The organism is Sinobacterium caligoides, assembly GCF_003752585.1.
GTDB classification, from domain to species: Bacteria; Pseudomonadota; Gammaproteobacteria; order Pseudomonadales; family Sinobacteriaceae; genus Sinobacterium; species Sinobacterium caligoides.
In genome coordinates this window covers 917,375-942,727 of the sequence record NZ_RKHR01000003.1, presented here as the reverse complement: position 1 = coordinate 942,727, position 25,353 = coordinate 917,375, and the positions used below count along the sequence as shown (strand labels likewise).

The 25,353-nt window shown below is 50.3% G+C and carries 26 protein-coding genes; 15 read left to right on the top strand and 11 right to left on the bottom strand.

The annotated features are described in order from the left end of the window. Positions 1-41 precede the first annotated feature (41 nt). Both pstB and phoU read left to right on the top strand, forming a co-directional pair. The gene (gene pstB, locus EDC56_RS04280; protein ID WP_123711255.1) at positions 42-926 is read left to right on the top strand and encodes a phosphate ABC transporter ATP-binding protein PstB; all 885 of its coding nucleotides are present in this window, start codon (positions 42-44) and stop codon (positions 924-926) included. 79 nt (positions 927-1,005) lie between these two features. Then, positions 1,006-1,707 carry a phosphate signaling complex protein PhoU gene (phoU, locus tag EDC56_RS04275; protein ID WP_123711254.1) on the top strand — a complete coding sequence of 234 codons (702 nt, stop codon included), beginning with the start codon at positions 1,006-1,008 and terminating at the stop codon, positions 1,705-1,707. 41 nt (positions 1,708-1,748) lie between these two features. Here the strand turns inward: phoU and EDC56_RS04270 are convergent, their stop codons facing one another. Then, positions 1,749-2,222, bottom strand: coding sequence for an NYN domain-containing protein (locus EDC56_RS04270; protein WP_211333551.1), 474 nt, complete (start codon positions 2,220-2,222; stop codon positions 1,749-1,751). Positions 2,223-2,481: 259 nt separating this feature from the next. On the opposite strand from EDC56_RS04270, the gene EDC56_RS04260 reads away from it, so the two are divergent. The 6 genes from EDC56_RS04260 (at position 2,482) to EDC56_RS04235 (ending at position 6,340) form a co-directional block, all read left to right on the top strand. Beyond that, entirely contained in the window at positions 2,482-3,279 is a 798-nt protein-coding gene (locus EDC56_RS04260) for an oxygen-binding di-iron domain-containing protein (RefSeq protein WP_123711251.1), read from the top strand. Between the two features lie 166 nt (positions 3,280-3,445). After that, a complete protein-coding gene (locus tag EDC56_RS04255) occupies positions 3,446-3,718 on the top strand; it encodes a hypothetical protein (protein ID WP_123711250.1) in 273 nt (90 codons plus the stop codon). A 97-nt stretch (positions 3,719-3,815) separates the two neighbouring features. Beyond that, positions 3,816-4,391: a hypothetical protein gene (locus EDC56_RS04250; RefSeq protein WP_148059304.1), complete on the top strand. Its 576-nt coding sequence runs from the start codon at positions 3,816-3,818 to the stop codon at positions 4,389-4,391. Between the two features lie 140 nt (positions 4,392-4,531). After that, positions 4,532-5,359: an endonuclease/exonuclease/phosphatase family protein gene (locus tag EDC56_RS04245; protein WP_123711248.1), complete on the top strand. Its 828-nt coding sequence runs from the start codon at positions 4,532-4,534 to the stop codon at positions 5,357-5,359. Further along, complete coding sequence (locus EDC56_RS04240; RefSeq protein WP_162844074.1) at positions 5,356-5,724, top strand: YfeK family protein; 369 nt, start codon at positions 5,356-5,358, stop codon at positions 5,722-5,724. The genes EDC56_RS04245 and EDC56_RS04240 overlap by 4 nt, the downstream gene beginning before the upstream one ends. A 220-nt stretch (positions 5,725-5,944) precedes the next feature. Next, complete coding sequence (locus tag EDC56_RS04235; protein ID WP_162844073.1) at positions 5,945-6,340, top strand: MAPEG family protein; 396 nt, start codon at positions 5,945-5,947, stop codon at positions 6,338-6,340. A gap of 28 nt (positions 6,341-6,368) precedes the next feature. On the opposite strand, the gene EDC56_RS04230 is transcribed toward EDC56_RS04235, so the two are convergent. Continuing rightward, positions 6,369-6,836, bottom strand: a complete 468-nt coding sequence (locus EDC56_RS04230; RefSeq protein WP_148059303.1) for a DUF6164 family protein — start codon at positions 6,834-6,836, stop codon at positions 6,369-6,371. A gap of 88 nt (positions 6,837-6,924) precedes the next feature. Between EDC56_RS04230 and rarD the strand changes: the two genes are divergently transcribed. Both rarD and EDC56_RS04220 read left to right on the top strand, forming a co-directional pair. Then, on the top strand, positions 6,925-7,803 hold the full coding sequence (gene rarD, locus EDC56_RS04225; protein WP_123711245.1) for an EamA family transporter RarD: 879 nt from the start codon (positions 6,925-6,927) through the stop codon (positions 7,801-7,803). A gap of 69 nt (positions 7,804-7,872) precedes the next feature. Next, positions 7,873-8,802 (top strand): pyridoxal-phosphate dependent enzyme, encoded by a 930-nt coding sequence (locus tag EDC56_RS04220; RefSeq protein WP_123711244.1) that lies wholly within the window; start codon positions 7,873-7,875, stop codon positions 8,800-8,802. Between the two features lie 86 nt (positions 8,803-8,888). Here EDC56_RS04220 and EDC56_RS04215 read toward each other — a convergent pair whose 3' ends face one another. The 8 genes from EDC56_RS04215 to EDC56_RS04180 form a co-directional block, all read right to left on the bottom strand. Beyond that, on the bottom strand, positions 8,889-9,512 hold the full coding sequence (locus EDC56_RS04215) for a hypothetical protein (protein ID WP_123711243.1): 624 nt from the start codon (positions 9,510-9,512) through the stop codon (positions 8,889-8,891). Positions 9,513-9,605: 93 nt separating this feature from the next. After that, positions 9,606-10,085, bottom strand: coding sequence for an RNA polymerase sigma factor (locus EDC56_RS04210; protein ID WP_123711242.1), 480 nt, complete (start codon positions 10,083-10,085; stop codon positions 9,606-9,608). A gap of 2 nt (positions 10,086-10,087) precedes the next feature. Continuing rightward, positions 10,088-10,975, bottom strand: a complete 888-nt coding sequence (locus EDC56_RS04205; protein ID WP_123711241.1) for an HvfC/BufC family peptide modification chaperone — start codon at positions 10,973-10,975, stop codon at positions 10,088-10,090. Then, positions 10,962-11,900, bottom strand: coding sequence for an MNIO family bufferin maturase (gene bufB / locus EDC56_RS04200; RefSeq protein ID WP_123711240.1), 939 nt, complete (start codon positions 11,898-11,900; stop codon positions 10,962-10,964). Before bufB ends, EDC56_RS04205 begins: the two co-directional genes overlap by 14 nt. 112 nt (positions 11,901-12,012) lie before the next feature. Further along, positions 12,013-12,291, bottom strand: coding sequence for a BufA1 family periplasmic bufferin-type metallophore (locus EDC56_RS04195; protein ID WP_123711239.1), 279 nt, complete (start codon positions 12,289-12,291; stop codon positions 12,013-12,015). A gap of 177 nt (positions 12,292-12,468) precedes the next feature. Beyond that, positions 12,469-12,951, bottom strand: a complete 483-nt coding sequence (locus tag EDC56_RS04190) for a PaaI family thioesterase (protein ID WP_123711238.1) — start codon at positions 12,949-12,951, stop codon at positions 12,469-12,471. A 151-nt stretch (positions 12,952-13,102) separates the two neighbouring features. Next, entirely contained in the window at positions 13,103-14,461 is a 1,359-nt protein-coding gene (gene ppnN, locus EDC56_RS04185) for a nucleotide 5'-monophosphate nucleosidase PpnN (RefSeq protein WP_123711237.1), read from the bottom strand. A 66-nt stretch (positions 14,462-14,527) separates the two neighbouring features. Continuing rightward, entirely contained in the window at positions 14,528-16,492 is a 1,965-nt protein-coding gene (locus EDC56_RS04180; protein WP_162844072.1) for a transglycosylase SLT domain-containing protein, read from the bottom strand. Positions 16,493-16,924: 432 nt separating this feature from the next. Here EDC56_RS04180 and EDC56_RS04175 point away from each other — a divergent pair, with 432 nt between their 5' ends. Further along, complete coding sequence (locus EDC56_RS04175; RefSeq protein WP_123711235.1) at positions 16,925-17,947, top strand: 5'-nucleotidase; 1,023 nt, start codon at positions 16,925-16,927, stop codon at positions 17,945-17,947. Here the strand turns inward: EDC56_RS04175 and EDC56_RS04170 are convergent. Continuing rightward, a complete protein-coding gene (locus EDC56_RS04170) occupies positions 17,872-18,561 on the bottom strand; it encodes a PadR family transcriptional regulator (protein WP_123711234.1) in 690 nt (229 codons plus the stop codon). The two genes, EDC56_RS04175 and EDC56_RS04170, sit on opposite strands and share 76 nt — an antisense overlap. Before the next feature lie 126 nt (positions 18,562-18,687). Between EDC56_RS04170 and EDC56_RS04165 the strand changes: the two genes are divergently transcribed. From EDC56_RS04165 to EDC56_RS04150, 4 genes are all read left to right on the top strand, one after another. Then, complete coding sequence (locus tag EDC56_RS04165) at positions 18,688-21,159, top strand: penicillin acylase family protein (protein ID WP_162844071.1); 2,472 nt, start codon at positions 18,688-18,690, stop codon at positions 21,157-21,159. Positions 21,160-21,487: 328 nt separating this feature from the next. Next, positions 21,488-22,762 carry an acyltransferase gene (locus EDC56_RS04160; RefSeq protein WP_123711232.1) on the top strand — a complete coding sequence of 425 codons (1,275 nt, stop codon included), beginning with the start codon at positions 21,488-21,490 and terminating at the stop codon, positions 22,760-22,762. A gap of 137 nt (positions 22,763-22,899) precedes the next feature. Then, a complete protein-coding gene (locus EDC56_RS04155) occupies positions 22,900-24,615 on the top strand; it encodes a carboxylesterase family protein (protein WP_123711231.1) in 1,716 nt (571 codons plus the stop codon). 195 nt (positions 24,616-24,810) lie between these two features. Continuing rightward, a complete protein-coding gene (locus tag EDC56_RS04150) occupies positions 24,811-25,257 on the top strand; it encodes an excinuclease (protein ID WP_123711230.1) in 447 nt (148 codons plus the stop codon). Positions 25,258-25,353 lie beyond the last annotated feature (96 nt).

The following is a 25,353-nucleotide window of genomic DNA, read 5'->3' as shown; positions in this document are numbered from 1 at the left end:
GCGTGCACAGTACGCTGACTCGAAAAATTGCAGAGTAGTAAATGATGACAAGTACAGTAGTAAAGCGTGAAAATCACAATATCGTACAGCCAGAGGCTGTGGTAGAAACAAAAAGTCACCTCGATATTAGCCAGTTTGATAGCAAAACCGTAGGCTCGCCTTTTATTGATGATGCGAAGATAGCGATTCGTGACGTTTCTGTGAGCTATGGCGATAAGGTTGCCATCTCCGACGTCAACCTGGACATCGGTAAGAACCAAGTGATCGCGATGATCGGGCCGTCCGGCTGTGGTAAATCGACCTTTCTGCGTAGTTTGAATCGTATGAACGATACCGTGCCAGGCTGCTCGGTCGCGGGAAAGATTTTGCTCGACGGCGAGGATATTTATCGCAAACAGCAGGATGTGGTGGCTCTGCGTGCCAAGGTTGGTATGGTCTTCCAGAAGCCTAACCCCTTTCCGAAATCGATTTTCGATAACGTCGCTTATGGTCCTCGTATCCACGGTATTGCGGGCAGTAAAGATGAGCTTGAGCATATTGTCGAGACCAGCCTGATCAAAGCAGGTCTGTGGACAGAAGTTAAAGATCGTCTGCATGCACCGGGTAATGGTTTGTCGGGGGGGCAGCAGCAACGTCTCTGTATCGCGCGTGCGATCGCGGTCAATCCTGAGGTGATATTGATGGATGAGCCGTGCTCGGCTCTAGATCCTATTGCGACGGCGACGATCGAAGAATTGATGCATGAGTTAAGTGACAGCTATTGTATCGCTATCGTTACACACTCGATGCAACAGGCAGCACGGGTTTCTAATAGAACGGCGTATTTTCACCTCGGTAAGTTGATTGAAGTGAATGATACGGACACCGTATTTACTAACCCACAACACGAATTGACAGAAGCTTACATCACCGGTCGTTTTGGTTGATGAGGGTTTGTAAGCGTCAACACATCGCAATTTAACCGCTTTATGTTGTAGCGCTAAGAGAACAGAATAGGGATTTAAGATGACACTTAACAAGCATATTTACACGCAGTATGACACCGAGCTGACGGTGTTAAAGGGCGATCTTTTTGAGATGGCACAGCTCGTTGGTCGGCAGCTAGTCACCGCTGTGGCGGCGCTGGCGCAGAATGATCAAGCTATGGCGAGAGAGGTGCGTGAGAATGAGCGTAATATTGATAGCCTCGAGTTAAAAATCGATGAAGGTTGCGCGCATATTTTGGTGGCGCGCCAACCGGCGGCGCGAGACTTGCGACGCATATTAGCAACATCTCGTATTGCCGGAGACCTAGAGCGCGCTGGCGATGAAGCGAACAAAATTGCCAAAATAGTCGAGAAATTAACGGCTCGAAATGAGGTTTTCAACGACGGCAGGCTAATGAAGTTGGCCAATGACGTGCAGATGATGATTGAGCAGGCGATGCAGGCGTTCAGTCATGTCGACGTCGGGTTAGCGGTAGAGGTTATCCGCTCAGATAAACAGATCGACAAAGCTTATGGTGAGGGCTTGCGGGATGTCATCGAGATCATGCGGGCAGAGGCAGAGCGTATTGATAGTGCCATGGATATTGTCTGGGCGCTGCGCAGTATTGAACGCGCGGGCGATCATGCAGTAAACATTGCCGAGCAAGTTGTTTATTACGCACTAGGTAAAGATGTTAGGCATGTGTCGGTCGACGACTTGCCTGCTGAGATTGGATGTTAGTTTACTGAACCAAGGGACGCGGAGGCGCTGCTGCTGGCGCCTTACATCAACAGCTCCTGTTCGATGGCAATAAATCGATCGCAGGCGTCGATGAGGGAGTTAGCAGTGAGAGGACCTACGCCGTAGACAACCGTGTTAACGCCGTATTTAACTTTGATTTTCTCGAGCAATAAGTCAAAATCACCATCGCCGGAAAGCAGGATGACGGTATCGACATTGGCAGCCTGCTCCATGACATCAATGGCGATACCCACATCCCAATCCCCTTTCGCCGAACCATCGGCACGCTGAATATAGGGCTTTAGTCTGACGTTGAAGCCAATCTTCTTGAGTGCCGTTTGAAACTTTAATTGCCGATCGTCACCCCGGTGAATGGCATAGGCAGTGGCGTTGACGATAATGCCTTGTTGGGAAATTCGATGCCACAACTGGCGGTAGTTGAATTGCTTGCCGTGGACTTGGCGTGTGGTGTAATAAATATTTTGAACATCGGCGAAGATGGCGATTCTATTCACTGTGATCCCTGGGTGTTATGACACAGAGGGGAGTATAGCGTCATTCCCCCTCGTGATGGGCAATTGCTCTAGCGTCATACGTTTTTCCCGACAAAAAAATGTAAAAAACCTCGCTTTAAAAGAGGGGGTAATTTTTACATTGGTGATTTTTTATGTCTATAACCCTGCTAATAGTAAGGGCTTGATTTGAGTCAATTCGCTTCTACTGCTTTGCGGTATGGTTTCGCCCCAAGATGACTCAATAAGAAGTAAGTTAGTAATGAACAATGAAAAATCAACGCTGCTTTATGATCGGGACGGACACCAGTGTCATGTATTTAGTAACCTTGTCGAGGGGGAGGGGGTTCAAGCGAATCAATTTTTGATTATCAACGGGCATCATGCTGCTTTGATTGATCCCGGTGGCGACTTAACTTATACCCCTCTAACCATTGCGCTAAGCGGTAAGGTGAAGATCGAAGAGCTCGATTATGTTTTCGCCTCACACCAAGACCCGGATATTATCGCGTCCTTACCCCGTTGGTTAATGCATACTAATGCTAAGATTGTCTGTAGCAACCTGTGGAGTCGCTTCCTACCGCATCTCGCCTCGAGTTTCGTGACCAGCAAGCTTAAACGTGACCTGACCAGCAGGCTGATTGGTTTGCCGGACGGCAGTAGTAAACTACGTTTCGGCAATAGCTCTCTTTATTGTATTCCCGCGCATTTTTTGCACTCTGTGGGTAACTTTCAGCTCTACGACCCGGTGAGTAAGATTCTTTTTTCCGGCGATATGGGCGCTTCGATGGTGAGTGATCAACAGGCTCGCCAGCCGGTTGCCGATTTTCAGCGTCATATTACGACCATGAAAGGCTTTCATCAGCGCTATATGTGTTCGAAGCGAGCGACTCGGCTCTGGGCTAATATGGTGCGTGACATGGATGTAGAGATGATTGTACCGCAACATGGCAGTCCGTTCGTCGGCAAAGCAATGATTAATGAGTTTCTCGATTGGATTAGTGACCTTGATTGCGGCGTTGATCTGCTGACTCAAGAAAGCTATTCGGTGAAGTATTAGTTTCTATTCGCTACTGCGCGCGTCGCACACGAGACTGGTATGGGTGATAGCGTAAGCTAATGTATACATAGCTTATTCGTGAATATAGGCACATCTCCGACTGTCGTTGCAGCTGTGTCGGGTTACACTATTTTGTTGCCACTAAACGATGAGGAGGCACAGAGTCGTGAAACCCGCTACCAATACTGCGATGCGCCAGCTGATCACCACAGTGCGCAGCGTGATGCCATTCTCTATCCCGATTCAAGAGCTCTGTTCTGGGACTTGTCGAGGCTGTGCAAAGAAGTTATTAGAGTATCTCGATACGGAACTGTCAGAGTGGGAGGCGCGGCTAGACGATGGCGAAAGCCCCGGCTTTAATGATCTTCGCCAGCTCACTAAGACCAGTCGTAAGATTCATGCCGCGCTAGTCCGTAATGGCTTGATCGAAGAGCCCTAATATCCCTCGATATCCTTTTCCGCTAAGTTTATGATAAGCCGTCGTAGCAGTATGACCTGCTCGGCGGTTTGCCTTCAATAGTGTGGGGTTGTTCATTTTGCGTTTGGATCTGTTATTTTGTGCCACCGTTGTCGCGTTATTAGCGCTGCCCAGCCTGCTACTGGGCTACTTTTTTGGCACGCAGGCGGCAGTGGTGTTTATTGTCAGTTTGTCGTTTATGTTGCTTGCGTTATTTTTTATGGCGCCGGTGTTTACGCGTCGAGAAGCGGAGCGGCGACAGCAATGGCAGCAACGTTGTGAACAACTATTAGCGGATCCTGCAGCGTTGGCGATTATCGACTTTGAGGTTGTTTTCGATAGTGCACGTCAGCATGGTGCAGAATATCGCGGTGATGAGCTGAGTCCTGGGGAGGTCCTCGATAGTAAGCAGCGCCGCTATGGTGTGGTGCTGGAGGCATGGTTAGATCAACACACAGGGATGCAGATAACTTACTGGTCGGCACAGCAGGAATATCAAGCGATGGCTCTGGGTGATGCTGAACGGGCGGAACCAGGTCAACTGATTCGTGTTGACTACATTGCCCACTGTCCCCAGCAGCAAACGCAGGAATTAGTGGTGGCTATTGCGCTAGAGGTTAGGCAAGCGCCTCCCAGCCCCTCCTCGATACTTTAGGTCATTAGGGCAAGATATTGATTAGGGCAATATTTGATTAGGGCAATATTTGATCGTGATGGCCTAGTGGTTAGCGGTGTTAGAGGTATAAAATACACCGCTGTATTTTTTGTTTTTTAGTCGATGCTATTGGAGAGTTCATGCGAGCGATAGTAGTGTTAGGGCTGACGTTGGTGTTGCTCTTGTTGCAGGCATGTAGTGACAACCTAGAGCAGCGTGAGCGGCTCTATAAGGCCTGTGGTCAGGCGTTAACACAGGGGAGTTCACAGCCTGTTTCCCCGGGCATGCCACAGACGTTTCGCGTGTTGATCTGGAATGTACAGAAGGGGGAAAACCCTAATCTGTTCCCGACTCTGCAGGGCTTGGCCGATGATAAAGACCTGGTGTTATTGCAGGAGGCAACGCTGGACCCGCGGATGATTAGCGAGCTCGAAGCCAGTCATAATGTCTATTTCGCACCGGGCTATCAGACCGCGACACAGAGCACGGGTGTGTTGACTGCCTCACGAGTAAAGCCTCGGGGTAGCTGTAATTTATCGAGTATGGAGCCTATCTTACGCACGCCGAAGGCGACGGCACTTAGTCTGTACCCCATTGCAGGAAAGCAGCAGCAGTTGTTGGTGATTAATATCCATGGCGTCAACTTCAGTATTGGCACAGAAGCGCTGAGAGAGCAGATGCAGCAAGCGGTGGACTGGGTGTCGCAACACCACGGGCCGATCATCTTTGCCGGTGACTTTAATACCTGGAGTGAGGAGCGCCAGGCGCTGGTTGATGAGTTCGCGAAACAATTATCCCTGGTGCCGTTGAAGTACGAGAATGACCAACGCAAACAAGTGTTTGGACGTCATCTGGACCACCTTTACACGCGTGGTCTTGATTTGCTGGTCAGCGGCACAGTCCTGAGTGAAGACTCGGATCACAACCCAATTATGGCGGTCTTTAAGGTAAAGGAGTCAGTGAAATGAAGTCGATAATCATTGCGGTGTTGCTCAGTACTGTCTTTCTTGTCACGGCGCAGGCCGATGAAGTCGAGACTGAGAAGGTGGAAATTGAGGCGTTAATTACCTCGTTAGCTGGCTCTGGTTGTGAGTTCGAGCGTAATGGCAGCCGTCATAGTGCCGAGGATGCGGCAGAGCACCTACGGTTAAAGTATCGACGTGGCGGTAAATACGTCAGCTCAGCCGAGACCTTTATCGATCGCTTAGCCAGCAAGAGTTCCTGGAGCGGTAAGGCTTATACTGTCGCGTGCCCAGGCAAGCCAGTAGAGCCAGCCGCTGACTGGCTGTACAGACGCCTGCAAAGCATTAGGGGTGCTGCGCTGGCGGACTGATCACCCTAACTATTGTGAGTCTCATCTAACGGACGCAGTAAAGATGGTCGTAACAACAGTTGTCAGCAAGATTATAAAGCGGACTGTAAAGGTAATCGAAAAGGTAGCTGTTGCGCCTCTTGGATCTAACATACTATTATAGTGGGGGCGCCCGTTAGCGCTCGACATGGGTGTTGACCGTTATAGGCTGCTCCTGATGATAATAAAAAAGGAATTGATTATGTCTATCCCACTACTTTGTATCGTACTAATGATTGTGTTGTGCCTGTCGACAGGGTTTGCTGTGTCCTGGTACCGCGGTGCTTATAATGTTTTTGCCGGCTACGACTCGGACCCCAGCAATACCCTTTATAAGTTGGTTAGAGCGCATGCAAACAGTTGTGAGTTTGTACCAGTTTTTGCCGTGTTGATTTACCTGCTTAGCTTACAACAGCAGCCGGACTGGGTGCTCTGGTTTACTATTGCGGCGACGTTTTGTCGCTTTTCGATTGTGATTGGCATGATTGCCTTCAAGACCATGGCTAAGCCCAATATTGTGCGTTTTATTGGCGGTATGGGCAGTTATGTTGCCGGTTTTGGCTTGTGTTATGCCCTGTTATTACAGAGCCTCGGTTGATAGAGCAAACCTGGCGTATAGAGGGCGATCAATACATGTAGAGGAAGGGAATTATCGATAGCAGCAAGATAATGACGATCGCAATGGGAAAGGTGATCATGCGATTGGGGATGCGTTTTAGGCGTGCCCACAGTCGGTCTTGCTGTCCTGACTCTCGCAGTTCTCGGTAATGTGCTCGTACCTGCTGCTGGCGCTGCTGCTGGTATTCATCCAGTAACTGTCGAGCACGCTGGAATTCTTCGTCATCGTTTACCCAGATGCCCGCTATTGAGAGCCCGAAGCTACCGCCTTGAGTTTGGTAGAAGTCGACTTGGTTTTCCTCGAGTAGCTCGAAGACCTCTTCGACTTCATCGTCGCATGCATCGCGTAGGTTGAACAGTAGCTTGGCCATAACAATCTTGATCGCAGGTGGGATTAGTTGCTGAGTTGTTGTGCAGAGATTATAGCGACTTGGCAAATGATAGCTATTGTGCTGATGAAATATAGTCGTGTTCACGATAGGACCAAGCTAACGAATAATTCATATCTAGGGGCTATCTATCGAACAGGCGCAAGCCGTATAATCCGCCGTTTGGATACTCTCTATGTCTACCGCACTCTTGCGTGCCCTCGGTGCTTATTTGCTCTGGGGAATCTTCCCATTGTACTTCGTGCTGTTAGCCGATGTGGCCCCCCTCGAAGTGCTTGCCCATAGGGTGTTGTGGGCCTCGGTGTTACTGCTTGCTGTGATGGCGGTACTGGGTCAGTTGTCGCAACTCAAACAGTTATGCAAAAACAAGGGCTTGTTGCTCTGGTTGTCGCTGGCAGCGGTGATGCTGTCGATCAACTGGGGAACCTATATTTACTCGATCAGTACCAATCAGGCGCTGGAGGCGAGCTTGGGGTATTTTATTAATCCTCTGGTCAATATCGTTTTAGCCATGTTGTTTTTGGGTGAACGCCTTAGCCGAGCGCAGTGGATTGCTATTGCGCTTGCCGCAACGGGGATTGTTTTACAGCTCTGGCAATTGGGCTCGCTACCTTTAATCTCTATCGCACTGGCTTTTAGCTGGGGCATTTATGGGCTCATTAAAAAGAAGGTAAAGCTGCCTGCGCTGGCAGCGCTAACGGCAGAGACCTTGGTGATGCTACCGCTGGCTATTGCCTATCTTTGCTATCTGCAAAGCCAGGGACAGCTGGCCTTTAGTCGTGAACTGCATTACACCTGGTTACTGCCACTCTCCGGTATTGTCACTGCGCTGCCACTATTTTTATTTGGCGCAGCTGCCAAGCAGCTCAGTTTTATAACACTCAGCTTTCTGCAATACATGACGCCGACGATGGTGTTTTTTATCGCGATTTTTGTTTTTGCTGAACCACTCAGTGTGACTAAATTATGGACCTTTGGCTTTATTTGGCTCGGCCTGGCTATTTTTAGTCTCGACAGTCTGCGCCAACATCGACGTAGGGCAAAGGGCGTTTAAACGCCCGCACTATTTATTATCGTTCGGCCCAAGGGCTTAATTGTTAATTATAAAATAGGATCTTTGATAATGACTTTGCATATTAATACCCCGCTTATCGAATCACTTTCTGTCGGCCGTGGCTTGTCGGCGAAGGTGTGGTTGAAAATGGAAGCACTGCAGCCCTGTGGCTCTTTTAAGGCGAGGGGAGTGGGGTATGCGTGTGAGCAATACATCAAAGAGGGGGCCAAGGCCCTAGTGTCGTCCTCGGGTGGTAATGCGGGGTTGGCCGTGGCTTACAGCGGCCGATGCCTGGGGGTGCCTGTGACGGTCGTCGTACCGAAGACGACAAAACCACGGGCCATCGAGCTTATTGAACAGGAAGGCGCACAGGTGATTGTGCATGGTGATATTTGGCAGCAGGCACACGACCATGCGATGACGTTGACCAATGCCGAGGCGGCCTATATTCACCCTTTTGATGACCCGTATCTGTGGCATGGTCACGCCTCTATAGTCGATGAAATCGCAGCGCAGGGCGTGACTCCCGACGCTATCGTGTTGTCTGTCGGTGGTGGAGGGCTGCTGAGCGGTGTCATAGCGGGGCTAAAGCGCCACGGCTGGCAAGAGGTACCGGTTATCGCCGTGGAGACCGAGGGGGCCGCCTCGCTCGCCGCCTCGGCTACTGCCGGCAAGCATGTGGCGATCGATGCGATCACCTCCGTCGCAACATCTCTGGGGGCTACTATTGTCGCAGAACGTGCTTTTGAGTTGTTGAGCGAGCAGCCCGTGGTCAATCATGTAGTGACAGACCTTGAGGCCGTGAATAGCTGCCGTCGTTTTCTTGCCGATCATCGCCTTCTGGTCGAGCCGGCCTGTGGTGCTAGCTTGGCGGCGGTCTATGGTGAGTGTGCCGCCCTACAAGACAAGCAAAATATTGTCGTCATTGTCTGTGGCGGCGTCGGGGCGAGTGTCGAGCAGTTACAGGCTTGGGGTGAGCAGTTGAGCGATAACGGTTAATCCAGTTAATGCGGTTAATCGGCGAGCAGGGTAACTGCTCGTCAACACAGCCTTCTCGTATCGGTTGCGTTCTACGTTCAGTATGACTAGGGCGCCACTAATACCATCAGCAGGCCTCTTTCCTGCCATAGCGTGACTTTTAAGCCTCGTGCATAGGTGGCAATACTATCCCCTCCTTCATGTAGCCCTAGCTGGTTAAACTGATCAAAGGGAACCTGGTAGAGCGTCCAATTATCAGGTTGGCTGCTATAGCGAAGTTGAGCGGCCGTTGCCCCTTGAATGGAGCAATACCTAGCACCTAGCAAAGTCAACCTTGTTGGCTGTAGTGCGGTGAGCTGCGTGCTGGCAAGTGGCTTAAAAGACAGGGCGCTAAAATACTCTTGTAGTTGCTTAATGGATTCGCTCTTGAGCTCTAGCGGTTTCATCTTTAAATGGTTTTTGGTGACCTCATTGGCAATGTTATCAATCATTGCTACCTGAGCGCTACCGCTCGCTGATTGCAGCGATAGACCGTTAGGGCTGTTGAAGTAAAGCGCCGGCATAATAATGAGAACGGTGATGACGGCGGCGATCGAGAGCCATTGCGATGCTGGTCGTTTGGTGTTTTGTTGCATTTGTTGTAACTGCAGCAGCTGTTCTGGCTCGAGTTTTACCTGCTCGATCTGTTGTCGAACCTGCTCACGTAGAGAGTCTTGTCGAGAGTGTTTCATGTATTCTGCTCGGCTGGTGGTCGGGTGTGCTGGCAGCTCCTGCCAGGGCAAACTGAATGGGTCTTGTGGTCAAGGTTGGTGAATATGCACATTTCAGCGTCCATCCACTTCAGCTATGTAGCGGACTTTGTCACGACTGAGTTTCTTTTTAAGACGATGTACTTGTGATAACACCGTGCCGATCGGGCGCTGTAAACGTTGACCGATCTGGCGATGAGTCAGCCCCTCGACGGCCCATAAGTACAGCAGCTCTCGATCTGCGCTGGGTAGTTTGAGCCACAGTCGTTCGAGTGTCTGTTGGTCAATCATGGTCTTTTCCAGAGAGTGGGGTAAGGCGTGAGTTTCGTTGACAGAGCACAGAGCCTCTTTGGGGTAGCGGTGTTGATGGCGGTACTGATCGATAAACTGATGTTTGATCATTTTCTTCAGGTAGCCCATTTTCGATAGTGTGATGGGGCGGCGGCGAAGGAATTTCTCAAGGCAGTTTTGTAGCAGGTCGTAGGCATCGTCACGGTCATTGGTCAATATATGAGCGTATTGATAGAGTTGGTTGAGTTCTGTTGAGGTGAACACCGTTAATTCTTCCTGTGAGGTAACGTGTGAGGCAGCTGAGGGCTGTTATTGTTTTCCGCCTCGTCAGAATCGTAATCGATCAACCAGCCACGCTCAAGTGCGATTAGCAGGGCGTTGGGCTTGAGACTCTTGGCAAAGGGGGTTTGTGCAAGGTCGTCGAGGCAGTGTACTAGGGGTTGGCCTGAGATGAGTTGCTGTAGAAAGTAATAGAAATCGTCTTCGACAAAGCAGAGCTGGTTGTGCAGGCCTTGCCGGCTGACGACTAGGCGGCGAGCTTGTGCTTGTGTTAGTAGTGATCGATCGATGCTTTTATGTTGTTGAATAAAGTCACTGACAGCGTCATCAATCATTAATAGCCGCATCTGTGGCTGAGCAGTGAAGCGTAGTGATTGTAATTGTTCAGCCCCGAGCTTTGCGAGTCGCTCCAGGTTGAGTGAGGGGGCGCCGTTATGGGGGGGGAGTGGGAACGGATAGCCATAATAATAAGCATGCAAAGTGGCATCGACCTCTGCTATACAGGTGAGTTGCCGATGCGCGTCGAGACCCTTCCGCTGATCTAGTGTCGGTTGTTGTCGTTTTAAATACTGTCGGAAGCCTAACGGGTATTGATTGAGGTCCCAATGGTCGCTGTTGTGAGTGTGTATGAAGTCGTTGCACAGTTGATAGAAGGCTTGTTCACCTAACCAGTGATAGCTGAGCGGGTAGCTATCGGTTAGGCAGCTGTAGAGCGCCTGATGATTACATTGGCGGTAGACTTCGACGCTGCCGGAGCGAATGGGCAAGTTGTCTAGCGGTGTGGTTTTGGCGCCAGGCACGGTGGTCGTGGCGAGCAACGTGATTAAATCGATAAGTTTAATGTTGTTATTAGAGACGCACTCATTTTGATTCATTAGCTGCACTGCTTATGTTCCTTGTGTGGGTGGAAGGAAGTTTGCTGGCGAGAAGCTGTTCGCGAATGTTGCAGGCGTATTGACGCTCATCTAATAGGGTGCGCAATGGCGGTAATTGGTTGTCCCACTCAATCAGTGCTGGGGCATCGAGGCCGGCGGCGAAGAGGCGCTGGCAAAGCTCCTGGTAGAGTTGCCAGACAGGCTCTGCAACGGGGCTTGCGTGGCTATCGAGGAGGAAGTGTTGGCGCTTCTCGAACCCCGCTAGGTGTATTTCACCGATGGCCGTGAGGGCTAGGTCATCGAGCAGTTGATAGGCGTTGTGCTGATGGTTGTGTTGGTTGACAAAGGCGTTGTTGACATCGATCAGTAGCTGACAGCCAGTCCGGTTGGCGAGTTCAGTCATGAACACCCCTTCGCGCAGGGTGCTGTGTTGATAGTCGATATAGCGCGAGACATTTTCGACTAATAGGGGCCGATTGAGTAAATCCTGAGCCTGCCTAATACGCTCGCTGATATGTTCTAGTGCCTCCTCTGTAAAGGGCAGTGGCAATAGATTGTGTAGGTAGCTGTCTTGGCTACGACAGAAGCTGATATGGTCGGAGATCAGTCGTGGTTGCAACTCGTTAGTAAGGTTGCGGAGGCGCTTAAAATAGTCTCGGTTGAGCGGTTGCGAGCCACCGAGATCCATGTTGACGCAGTGCAAACTCAGTGGGTAGTGTTCCGCTAACGGCATTAAAATGGCGCGGTTAAAACCGCTGTTGCAGAGATGATTGTCGACCAGTAGTTCCAGCCAGTCGACGGCCGGAAAGGTGCTGAGTATTTCGCTAGCATGACTGGGTCGAAGCCCGATACCGACGCCTTGCAATGGCGTGCTAGGTACCGTTGTCGATAGGTTAGAATAATTTTCTCCGGTGCGTGCTCTCATCTCGGTCTCGCGTTATTTTCAGGGGCGTGTAGTTGATCGATTAAACAAGCGGGCAGCACAGAGTATGAACTGTGTGCTGCGGCTGATGCGCTGAAGCAATAGCTGTCGGTAATTATTTTTTTGCTGGCTTTACTGCGACAACATTTCCACCGGTCACTTTTTCGCAGCTGCCTGCCGCGAGGTAGATCCAGTCAGTATCGAGGTTGTCACCCTTGGCTTGCCCCGCGCAATTATGACTTCCGTCGAGGGCACCGCAGTCGTTGGCGCCAGCCTTGGCGATGCCGGCGCACTTTTCCCATTGTTCGGGTTGGTCGGGTACGGCGAGGCTATTGAGGCTAGTGCTGGCGAGTACGGCGCCAATAGCGCTATTAATAAACACTTTTTTATTCATAATGTCCCTATTTATTACCTGGTGGGTTACGTCGGTTTATGTTGCTTGAGATGTCTTTGTCTCAGTCAACGTCATAGGGACGGCTGGGGGGCGGAGTTTATTGCGTATATTTTTATTTTTTGAGCAGAACTGCTGCCTCTGTGGTTTTTGAGGCAGTGTGAGCTGGTATTTATTGCTTTAGCTATTAAGCATCGCCTTGACGTCTGCGACCGCCACGCCCTCGGCTTGCTCGATATTCTCGGGGAGTTTGTAGTTGCCGCTGGCGCGGACTTTGATACCGTCGTCGTTATAGACCTTACCCTCGGCAAAACCGATGGAACGGGTACTTTTCAAGGAGTTTGCGGAGGTATATAACCACTCTCCCTTCTTGGTGGAAGCCATATAGTCGAGGGTGATGGTAATCGTCGGGGCGCCAATGTACTTGCCGAGATCGTGGCAGACCGCGGCGTTGAGCGCGATATCCATCAGGCACATGTAGACAGCGCCGTGACAGATGCCGATTGGGTTGCAGTGTTGATCGTCAATGAGTAAGGCGAGGGTCATGCCGTCATCGTCAATGCGCATGAATAGCGGGGCAAGGGCGTCGTTAAAACCACCGTCTTCAGGGAAGGGCTGGAAGCCTGGGGGCGCTTGTGGGGTGTTTTTATTATCTTCAGTCATGCTGCGTCTCACTGTTATTATTATCGAATCACTGACGACCCTTTTAGGCAATCAAGAGGAGAGGTATAACAGGCAGTGTAAGCGGCTGAAAAAGTGAGGCAAGGATTGCGGGGTAGCATCATCGCGACACTGCCCCAAAGAGGTTAAACGACTATTTTACCAGCTTATAGCAGGGAGTATAGGTGCTGCCGGGCAGCTTCATGCGCTGTTGCTCCACGAAGGACTGCAGGAGTTTATCCATCGGGTCCATGATGGCGTGCTCACCGTGAATGGAGAATGGCCCGTGTTTAGCAATGGCTCGAACTCCCTGGCTCTTGACGTTACCGGCGACAATGCCGGAGAAGGCGCGTCGCAGGTTAGCGGCGAGTTCGTGCTTTGGTAGGTGAGCGTGCAGGGCAAGCTCTGCCATGTTCTGATGGTCGGGCTCGAAGGGTTGCTGGAAGGCGTGGTCGATGGTCAGTAGCCAGTTGAAGTAATAGGCATCACCGTGTTGCTTGCGGAAGGCGCGGACTTCTGCGATGCCTTCTTGCATGGCGTTGGCGACCTGTTTTTGATCATCGATGATGATCTGGTAGTAGCGGCTGGCCTCCTTGCCGAGGGTTGCCTTAATGAAGTTGTCGACCTGTTCGAAGTAGTCACTGGCGCTCTCGGGGCCGGTGAAGATCAGCGGGAACGGGATATGCTGGTTGTCAGGGTGCATCAAGATGCCGAGAAGATAGAGAATCTCTTCGGCGGTACCGGCGCCACCAGGGAAGACAATGAAGCCGTGGCCGGTGCGAACAAAGGCTTCCAAGCGCTTCTCGATATCAGGCAGTATGACTAACTCATTGACGATCGGGTTTGGTGACTCGGCAGCGATAATGCCGGGCTCGGTTAGGCCAATATAACGTCCACCGAGTTGGCGCTGCTTGGCGTGGGCGATAGTGGCCCCTTTCATCGGCCCCTTCATCGCCCCAGGGCCACAGCCGGTACAGATATCGAGGCCGCGCAAGCCGAGCTCGTAGCCGACTTTTTTGGTGTATTCGTACTCGCCTCGAGCGATGGAGTGTCCGCCCCAGCAGACTACGATGTTGGGGTCTGTGTTGCTGTGCAGCAGCTTGGCGTTGCGTAATATATGAAAGACAGCATTGGTGGCGCTCGGGGAGCTGTCGATGGGGGTTTTTAGCTTGTCATGGCTGTAGATGATGTCACGTAGCACCGAGAACAATAACTCGGCGATACCGGTGATCATCTTACCTTCGACGAAAGCGGCAGCGGGGGCGTTGTGAATATCTAGTTTGATACCACGCTCCTGCACCAACACTTGGATCTCGAAGTCACTATAGCGCTCGAGCAGTGCGATACCATCATCGGAATAGTTGCCGGAGGCGAGCACAGCTAGCGCGCAGCTACGAAAAAGCGGGTAGAGACTACCCTGGCTCTGCTCTAGTAGGATGTCGACCTCGGTCCTCGATAGTACATCGAGGTGGCCGACGGGTGAGATTTTACAATTGACCACTTTATTATTCATGTGGAAGTTCCGTTACCGCAGTTTCGCTACACCTCACTAGCTATGTATGCTTGCCCTGTGAGTATGCTATTGATCTGTGGGTGTGCGATCCTTGTTGAGGGCAAGTTCTGGTTGAAGTTGATAGACCGAAAACTGTTTATGGTGACTGAGTTGGTAGTCGTAAATCTTGGCAAAAGCAGCTACATTTTTGACATAGTTACGTGTCTCTGTAAAGGGGACAGTTTCGGTCCAGACGTCATCATCGAGGTTAGGACGTTGTTTTAGCCACTGAGAGACACGGTTTGGTCCCGCGTTATAGGCAGCTGTGGCGTAGACCCTATTACCTTTAAAGCGCTCCTGTAGCTGAGCTAAATAGCTTGTTCCTAAGGCGATATTGACTTCAGGTTTTTCGAGGTCACGTCTATTGCGAAACGGGATGCGGTAGTCTTTGGCAACGTCTTTGGCTGTGCTGGGCATGAGCTGCATGAGGCCAATCGCGCCAGCAGATGAGTGTACGCTACTGTTAAATAAGCTTTCTTGGCGAGCGATAGAGAAGGCCCAGCTCGGGTCAATTTTGCGTTTTTTGGCAGCCTGTCTCATTGTTTGTTCGAAGGCGAGTGGTGCTCGTAAGCCCAAGTTGTTGAGTTGCTGCTGTTGTGCCGCCTGCCTGATGGCATAGTTGCCCCAGCCACGCTTAATAGCGAGCTGGCCCAGTGCCGGTTGCTGCTTGGCGCTGATGTTAGCTAATAGATAACGCCACTCTTTGCTGGCGGTTTTATTGTAGCCGATGGCAAGTAGTTCCTCGATGCGCTGAAAGGCTGGCGTGGCTTTAACGCTAGCGGTATCGAGGCTGGCAACACGGTAGGGAACATGTTGGAAGTGAACAGGGCGCTTAATTCGCTCGGCGGCGAGGAAGCCGTAATAATGGCGTTGATGGCTGAGTTCACGGTAGATGGCGGCGACGTGCTCTGGGTTGATTTTCTGTTTTTCTTGGCTGCGGGCCAGCCAGTATTGCCAGCGTTGCTGATGTCGAACATCATCTGGTAAACCATTGATAAATCGCTGTAGCGGTTGCCAAGAGCTAGTGCCCAGATACTGTTGCAGCACTTGTTCTGCGAGGCGAGGGTACTGCTTCGAGTACTTGGAGGCTTGTTCGCGCGCCCACGTGTTGTCGGCTGACTTGCGCAGTAGTCGGGTGGCGATATGCTGGTTGATTGCCGCACGTTCTGATGCGCTAATACTAACGACGGAGTTGGGATAGTGCAGCCAGAGTCGACGAGCCTGCTCAGGGTCAAGATAAGCGAGGCGTCTCGCCGCCGTGGTAATCAGTGTGGGGGCAATGTCGTGCTTGCCATTAACACTAGAGGGTTGATTGAAGTGTCTGGGGCTTTGATAGGCGCGGATAAGGTCTTTGCTATAGCTGTTGTATTTGCCTTGCGCTCTTCTGTCGAGGTATTTTACCAAGCTGATGTTGTTAGCCTTGGCTGCCAACTGTTGGCGTTGCCAGATGAGCTCAGCCGTTAGTTTGCCATCTTTATTCCACTGCTTAAATAGGGGGTCGCAGGCATCATCTTGTGACTTACCGGTGAGCCAGAGCTGTTCAGCACCATGGTAGGCTTGTTGGCGATCGCCCTTATGCAATTGTGCTGTGTAGTAATAGCAGGCAAGCCGTTTGTTGTGTGGTACTTGTTTGGCGGTATCGAGATACTCCTGCCATTGCCGGGTCTTACCGAGGTGAGTTAATCGGCGGTGGATTAGGGTGCCGGCGATCGGCATATCTGCGTGCTTGTCGATGAATTTGTGCAGCTGTTTTGTATCGATGGTTTTTATCTTATTGCGAACCTCATAGTAGTCGAGGTAAGGATAAAGTGGGTAATCGACGAGTTGTTGTTTGAGTTGTTGATAACGCGGTGATGCGCTGTCGCTGGAGAGTTTTGCGGCCTGCTTAAAGTCGCTACGCTGCTGCTCAATAGTCGCTGCCCAGGATGACACGCTGAGGGCAAATAGACTGATGATAATTGAGGTATTTACATAGCTCCGGCCAGAAAACATAGTACTCTCTACAATTAAATATAAGGCGTTTGAAAATAACTCCTCCAAGTTGCTGGAGATAGTTTGATAGGTCAAAAAACGAGCATACAGCATGTCAGAATGAGGCGGCTAGTGAATAGTGACACTACCGTAACGTATCTTGATTATCAGCAAGATGGATAGGTTTTGCGTATTCTAAAATAATTCGCTTCTAGTGGCTTGATTTAGCAGTAACGAGCTATCTTTTACCTCATTTAGAAACGTGAGAAAGCATACTGACTTGATAGCTAATCTATTGTTTTACTAAGCGAGAGAGGAATGAAAAGTCATCGCTAATTGATGGCGCTGATCAAGCAATCCCCTAGTCTTTAGTACACAATAGGTCTTTAGATCCAGATGATGGGCGACTTATTACTTTCATAGAAATGTGGTAAGTCGGCACCGGGAGGAACGATGGCTCTTGATCTCTCTGATACCCTTGTTGTGGGTATTTCGGCAACGGCACTATTTGATTTGCGTGAGGCTGATGCGATCTTTCAAGACGCTAAGCGTAACGATCCTAAGAATGCATTGGAGAGCTATCGCCAGCATATGCTCGAGAGCGAAGACGCGCCGCTTGCCGATGGCACGGCGATGCCTCTCGTCAAGGCATTACTCGATTTGAATCAATACTGCTCGCCAGGTGGAGGGGAGCCGTTAGTCGAGGTGGTGGTGATGTCTCGTAATAGCCCGGAGACGGGGATTCGGGTCTTCAATAATATTCGTCAACGGCAACTCGCCGTTTCGCGTCACGCCTTTACCGGCGGAGAATCGGTGGTGGATTATTTGAAGGCCTATGATGTCGACCTGTTTTTAACCACCAATGTGCAAGATGCGCAGCGTGTGATAGACGGTCATCATTGTGCGGCTGCGGTGCTTAAACAGCCGCCCAATGACTCTAACCACTTACCTGAGGGGCAATTACGTATTGCCTTTGATGGCGACGCGGTGATCTTCGATGAGAGTAGTGAGCTGGTCTACAAGGCGGAGGGGCTCGATAGTTTTCTGGCTAACGAGGATCGTAAGCAAGATGTGCCGATGCCGGCGGGCCCCTATGCGACGCTGTTGAAGAAGCTATCAAGGTTACAGGATAGGTTGCCGTTCAGTGTTGATTACTCTCCCGTTCGTATCGCCATCGTGACGGCGAGAAACGCCCCAGCAGAGTTGCGGGTTATCAAGACGTTAAGGCACTGGGGGGTCTATGTTGATGAGGTGTTTTTTCTTGGCGGTATTGATAAGGCACAGGTGCTGAAAGCCTTTCGCCCCCATATCTTCTTTGACGACCAGGACTTGCACCTAGAGCGAGCGGCGGCACTGGTGCCATCGGGGCGTGTACCTTATAGCAGCGGTTCCGCCCTCAATCAGTCGCCCGAAGGTGTGTCAGTCGAAGGAGAGACACACGATAACGACTCCGAACCGGGTGCTAGTGCCTGCTGATAGTGCTGTCGAATGAGCTCACGCCGCTGTTCTTCTGTACCCTGGTTATTGAGCCATTGTTGCTGAAAATCATCGGCGAAGGTGAGCCACTTCTGTTGAGCGAGCCAGACCTCTTTAATGTAGCTGTTGACTAGCAAATGTTGAGCGAGGCGGGCAGGAGTGGCCTCGGGGTCGCTGAACTGACTGAGCTGGCTGAAGGCTTCTTCTATCTGACGGCTGCTTTCAGCGACCTGTTGTTTGATTGTCGCTAACATCTTTGCCTGTTGTGCTTGCTTGTCGATGTCGCCAAAAATGAGCTTGAGCATGGCTTCGTACTCTACGTTAAGCGCTTTTCCTGGTTCGGCGAGCCATTGCTGTAGGGCTGTAGAACCTTGAGTAGTTAGGCTATAGACGGCACGAGTCTTACGCCCCACCAGCTCTTTGCTGACGGTGCTGTAACCAAGGCGAGCAAGCTTCTTTGGGCTCTCGTACAGATGACTTTCTGCTCGCGGCCATATTGCCTTGATATTACTGCCACGCATGAACTGGGTGAGCTCGTAGGCTGACCAAGGTCGGCGTTCTAACAGGCCAAGAATGGCGTAGTCGGTGGTGTTGAGCTGTGTTTTAGCTGCCATGAGGCCTCGTTGTGTTTATTACCATTTGGTATTTTTACCGTGCAGCGATACAGAGTAAATTTACTCCTAACTGGAGTATTAGATTCTTATAACAATAACGTAAATCGTCGCAAGGAGTCACCTGCCGTGGCAAATTTTCATCAAGCGTTTTCAATTCTTCGCCGTAAATATTTCCTGCTGCCCTCGCTGAGCGCCATACTTGTAGGCTGTACAGGGCTTAGTTTCACAGACACTAAGGCAGCTTATGATGCCGAGCTTTATCGTACCGAGGGCGGAATACCGCATATTATTGCCGCCGACTGGGGCAGCTTGGGTTTTGGCACCGGCTATGCGGCGGCGCAAGACCACTTCTGCCAGCAGTCGCGTAATATATTAAAGTTCCGAGGGCAGTTAGCCGCTAACTTTGGTCCAGCAAATGGTAACTTAGCATCTGACTATTTCTTTAAGTTGTTAGCTAAAGAAGGCGTGTACGATGAGTCGGTTGATGAGGAGTTTGAGCAGTTATTTGCCGGTTATGCTGCGGGCTTTAACCGTTATTTGCGCGACACTGGTATTGATAATGTGACTGACCCGGTCTGTGGCGGTGCCGCTTGGGTGACACCGATGACGGCGCAAGATGTTCGGCGTTTCCACCTGACACCGGCATTCTTGCCGAGCTTTGCGCCATTAATCCTGGCGGCCCACCCCCCACAAAATAGTGCTTCGTCGGTATCAACAATAGAGCAGGCGAAACAGCTAGCTATGTTAGACCCGGGGAAGGGAAATCAACTTAAGGAATATGCGGCCAGTTTTTATAACCCCACCGATAAGGGGAGTAATGGTGTGGCTATCGGTCGAGACCTCACGGGCGATGAATCAGGCTTACTGTTCGCTAATCCACACCTAAATTGGCAGGATTTCGACTTCCGCATGTACGCGATGCATCAGATTATTCCAGGGGTGAGTAATCTACTTGGGGCGAACCAAGCTCAGCGCGCTCATGTTGGTTTTGGCACCAATGGTGATGTGGCATGGACCAATACTGTTTCCACCTCCAAGGCTTATATGTTTTATAAGCTGGATCTCATGCCCGGTAACTCCCTAGCTTATCACTACGATGAAGAGCAGCGAAGTATTGAGCCAGTAGAGGTAACGGTGGATGTGCGCGATGACAACGGGCAGGTGCGGTCGCAGAGTCACACCTTCTACAAGGCGGGCGACGCCTTCATAGTCGGCGGTAAGTTTCCTTGGAATAGCAGCATGGCCGTTAGTCTGCGTATCGCTAACGAAGGCGCTCGAGGCTTTCAAGGTGGTGCATTGGCGATGGCACGGGCTAAGAATGTGACGGAGCTGAAGGCGGCGATCAACCACTATCAAGCGACACCGGGAATTAACACGGTTGCCGTTGATAGTCATGGCGATGTGCTCTATGGCGACTTGGGGCCGATGGTCAATTTCACCGATAGGCAAATGTCATCTTGTCAGCTCTACGATGGTCCCTTATATCAGGGTAATCGCTCCGAGTGCGCTTGGAATACGGCCGCTGACGCTGCCGCCCCAGGGTTGCTTGGGGCAGGTCGGCAGGCCTCGATCATTCGCAGTGATTATGTGACGAACTCCAATGATAGTTATTGGCTAGCGAATGCTCAAGCACCTATTGCGGGTATTCAGCAGGTGCAGGGCAGCCGCAATAGCGAGAGAACCCTACGCACACGTTCAGGTTTGGCGATGGTGGCGGCGATGGCGGAGCAGGGTGATGTCAACGAAACGACGCTGACACAGACTTTGCTGAGCAATCAAAACTATGCCGGTCAGTTATTGCGCGATGATGTGGTGGCAATTTGTCGGTCGCAGCCGACAGCTGTTGTGCAGGGGCAAGAGGTTGATTTACGCGAGGCCTGTGAGGTCTTAGCCGCTTGGGATTTACATGATAATCTTGAGAGCCGTGGCGCGCATCTGTTCCGTGAGTTCATTCGTGCAGCTAACGATGACAAGTTCACTCGCTGGCTGCCAAAGGCTTTTAGCTACCGTATTCCATTCGATGAAAATGATCCTGTGAATACTCCGCGGGGCTTAGATCGCTCGAATAATCCGGCGGTATTGCCAGCATTAGCGAAGGCGGTATTGAGGGTTGAAAGTAGTGGTATCGCGCTAAACGCTAGGCTTGCAGATATTCAGTCTACCACGCGTGCTGGTGAGCGAGTTGCGCTCCCCGGTGGAGAGGAGTTTGAGGGCGTCTTTAATAAGATGGCCTACGGCCCAATTGGTAAACAGGGGTACCCAGAGGTAACGGGGTCGTCAGCGAGTTGGGTGATGACAACGAAGTTGGCGCCGGAGAGAACTCAAGTGCAGGGTGTTGTCGCCTACTCTGAGTCTTCGGATAGCTCTTCGCTTCACTATAACGACATGACTAAGATGTTTGCCAATAAGCAGTTAATCGATATTCCCTATACCGTTGCGGAAGTGAAAAAGGCGGCGTTGAGTCAGCGACACCTGACTGAGGGGGTGGCTCAGTGTGCAGGAGGTGGTTGGCAATTTTTTGCCCGTGATGAGCGCGCGTGTGAACGTCAGTTTGAGGTAATTAAGAAAAATCAATTAAAGAGCTTCGTTGAAAAATAACTGGCCTTGTTAGGTCGATAAAATGGCGATATCTCTATAGTTGTTTCTAGGGTATCGCCAGCGATTAGCTTGAGCTTTTCGTCGGTGAACGTGCAAGGACTATTATTAGCACTTTTGGCCGATAGTTGTTTTTGTGCTGGCCTATTATGATGATGCTAATGAAGCATGGTGTAAGGGGTGAGTTTAACATTTCCTTACTCAGCGTTTTTATAAAGGAAGGGCGTTGTCATTCACTCTGCAGGATGTTGTCTGCCTCAGTTTTAATTGTTTGTCAGACTGCGATAGAAGTTTTTTTAAGGATGAAGGCGGTATTAAACTAGGAAGGTTAATGAGAAAATCGGTAAAATTGATTCGTTCAAAGTTACAATTAGAACCTGTTGAATTTGTTGCTCAGGATATTATGTCGGCCCCGACGTTTTCACGAATTGTGCTCGCCTATGAGAAAGCAATCGATGAGCAATACCTGATTGATGGGCTTGAGCGAGTGTTGAGATATTTCCCTTTGCTATCTGGCAGGCTAGTTAATCAAGCCGGGAGAGCGAAAATTTTTCTCCACAACCAAGGTGTACATTTTACGACACAAATTGCACCGTTATCTTGCGAGAGCTTCAGCAGTAGAAAACACTCAAAAGACTATGTCAGAAAATTGACTTCTAAACGAAGGCCTTGGCAGCTATTTAACAGGGATAAGCCTCTGATGGAGGTTCAGCTCACGCACTTCTCTGATCGAGGCTCTATATTAGCAGTCTCTATTCACCAGCAGGTAGCGGATCGTGTGTCTATGAGCCATGTTTTGGAGGCGTGGTGTAACGCCTGCCGTGGGCAGGCTTTCTCAGTGCCTGATTCGCAGCAGTATCAGCTTGATGCGAGGGAAGCATCCAGTTTCGCAAACGGTGGAAGCAAGCTATTTAAACATTTGTCACGTTGGCAGCAGACTTTTGTTAATCGGTTGTGCTTAATGTCAGTTAAGGAGCAAATGATCAGCATAGAAAAGCGATCTTTGTCTGTGTTGGCCGCGAATCTAATGCATCAGCTGGCTGATTCGGAGCAGTGGGTTTCAACCCAAGATATCCTTGTCGCGCAATTGTGGCGAAGCGTGCACGCTGCCCAGGGGGGGCGGAGAGTCCCACAGATGAGTTATGGTGTTGATCTAAGAGCGGTGGAGGGAGCGCCGAGCAGCGTGCACTTCATCGACAATATAGCGGCGCATCGGCGCATTGATGCGCCATTAGAGGAGTTTAACAATGAGTCTATTTTACAAGCGGCGCAGCGTATTAGGAGATCAATTGAAACGATTGATTTCGATGATCCTAGTAAGCTAGTCGCTGATAGCGAAGAAAAGCAGTCACATGATGCTTTGTCGGATAAGAGTGCTGAAGCCACAGCAAGTGGGCGAGTAACAATTGATAGTGGTGAGCTCTTAGCTGCTTATCCCCTCGACTTTGGTGCCGGTGAGCCGATTTGGTATGACTTAGCAAGAGTAAAACAGCCGCAGTCCTTACTGATTCATCAGTCACTCGATGGTCGTTTCTTTGATATCCACTTGCGGTTACCAAAGAAAGTGTTAAAAAGGTTTGAGTTTAAGTTGCCCGCGGTGTCTTAGCGTTATCGGTATTACTTATTCAGCTTCGTGGTATTCGGCTACAATGGCTTGTGTAAATTCTAGCGAGTGAATATAGTTGTCGCCCTTCCCACCCGGTCACAGGGTGTGCTCACTCTATACCGCTCCAGGGTAATATTATGCGAAGTTGCAAGACCTTCTCCTTATTGCTGGGCTCTCTGTTGCTGGCTATTACCGTGCTTAGCACCGCTTTTGCTCAGCCAATATACCCGTTACCATCGCCTGATCTGCCGACGGTTGAACTTGATCAAGGCGTTGCCTTTAGCGGCGAACGGCTCAATAAGCCGAGCTATCACACCAGTATTGAGGTATTTAGGGGTATTAGATATGCGCAGGGAGAGCGATTTGAGCACAGCAAACTCTTCCAATACCCGCCTGGCCGCCATGACGTTCGCCAGTTTGGTGCTATCTGCCCGCAAAAGCCCTTTGACCTTACTGCAGAGGGAATAGAGAAAGAACGCCAGTCTGAGGACTGTTTAAGCCTGAATATATGGCGTCCAGCCGGTATCAGCGCAGAAGACGCTTTGTTGCCTGTTTATGTGTTTATTCATGGTGGCGCGTTCGAGTTCGGTTCTGGCAGTGCAGAGGCTTTTCGTGGTGATGAAATTGTCGCGATGAATGCCCAGAGTCTGCGCCCATTTATTGTCGTTAGCATGAATTATCGATTAGGACTATTGGGCAGTTTCCATCCCCAAGTTCCTGCGGCTAAACAAGGAGGAAGCGATGAAGAAAAGTCACAATCAATACTTTTGTCAGGAAACTATGGGCTAGGTGACCAGCGCCTAGCTTTACGCTGGGTGCAGAGCAATATTAAAAGCTTTGGCGGCGATGCGAGCAATGTGACAGTGTTTGGTGAAAGTGCTGGGGCGATGTCCGTCGGCATACACTTATTAGATCACAAGCAGAACGGCACCCTCTACCAGCACGCCATTATGGAGAGCAACCCCTATGGAATCCGCTATAAGAATGAGGCCTCAGCACAGGCTTTGGCGGATAAGATCAGAGCTCATAGTAAGAAGCCGCTTAATGAATTAACCGTTGAGGAAATCATAAAGCTACAGCAGTGGTCTAAGAGTCTGATGAATACGGTGGGTGGTTTGATGCACTCCGAGCCGAAGACTTCCGGTTTTCTTACCTACGCGCCCTACCTCGATGGTGCGTTATTACCGATGCAGCCTTCGAAGATCTCTAAGCTTGATAATGTGGATGTTATTCTGGGCTTTAACAGTGATGAATCCAATATTTTCATTGCGCCGTTAGAGCTCACGTTATTAACGAGAATGAGCTATCGCAAGACGGTGCGCTTGTTGTTTGGTCGATCGGCAGGGGATGCAATGTTGAAGATTGACGCGTTTAATCCGCGCAATACGCCGATGTTTGCCGGTAAAGCTGCGAGGGTGAGAATGGCAAGGAACTTGTTGAACAATGTGTTCTTTAAGTGTGCTAACCGTGAGGTGGCGAAGCGACTGGGTGGTAATGTGTCACTGTATAATTTTAGCTATAAACCGACGTTTAATCTTTGGCCAAAATACTTTAATAAAGCTTTTTATCGATCGACGCCCAAGGGGGAGACATCGAGCCACGGTGCTGAGCTACCTTTTATCTTTGGCCATGAACTGAATATTGTCTCAGGTCCGGTTGAGTTCAGCGCGGAGGACCGACAGCTAAAAGAGATGTTGATGTCCGCGTGGTTCGACAGGAGAAACTTTCCTCCCTACGATCGAGAAAAAGACAACATACTGACAATTAATTTAAAGACCCCCTTTCGGCAGGTGGATGCTTGGGATAGTTCCAGCAATGACGGTATCTGTGAACAGCTGAAGGCGCTAGAGTGAGCTAGCTGAGTGAGCAGTTTTTTATCGTTTAGAGGGCTAGTTTGCCTTTATGATTAGCAACTATTGGTCTCGGTCAATCTTGGGCGCATTGGTGACTGCCGTTTTTGTTTATAGATTGACCTCTATGGTTTATCCACTGAAACTATCAGTATTCGTGTTGTTTTTGTGTACATAAATTGTGGGTGAGGTGAGTAAATGAAGAAGGTGATTTTATCGTTGTTTTTGGGGGCTCTGGTGTCTTCTACCGCGTATGCGAGGGATGATGTTGCAGAATTTTCGATAGCGGATGCCCTTGCTCAGGAAGCCGCAGTCGAAAAGCTGGGTGATGGCGTTGCCTTTTATTTCGCGGACCAAGAGCACCCTGCAGTCGTTAAGCGTTTCGTAGAGTACGGTATCAGCCGTAAGACGAATGCTTTTATGAAATCAGATGAAAAGGCCTGTCAATGGGTCTTCTTGTCGGCGATGATCGCTCTGCGTGATAAGGCTGTGGCAGAGGGCGGTAATGCAGTGATAAACATTAAGTCTAACTATAAGCATAACTTGGTCGAGAGCAAGGAGACTTTTCAGTGTGGTGCAGGTGCTATTATGGCCGGTGTGGCGCTCACCGGTACCATTGTGACTGTTGAAAAGGACGAGTTGTAGCTTTCCCGATACAAAGAACGAGTTATATCTCTAGGTTATTGAAGTGGCTACTGCAATATTATACTGCGGTAGCGACACTCTCCCTTGTCTAGTATC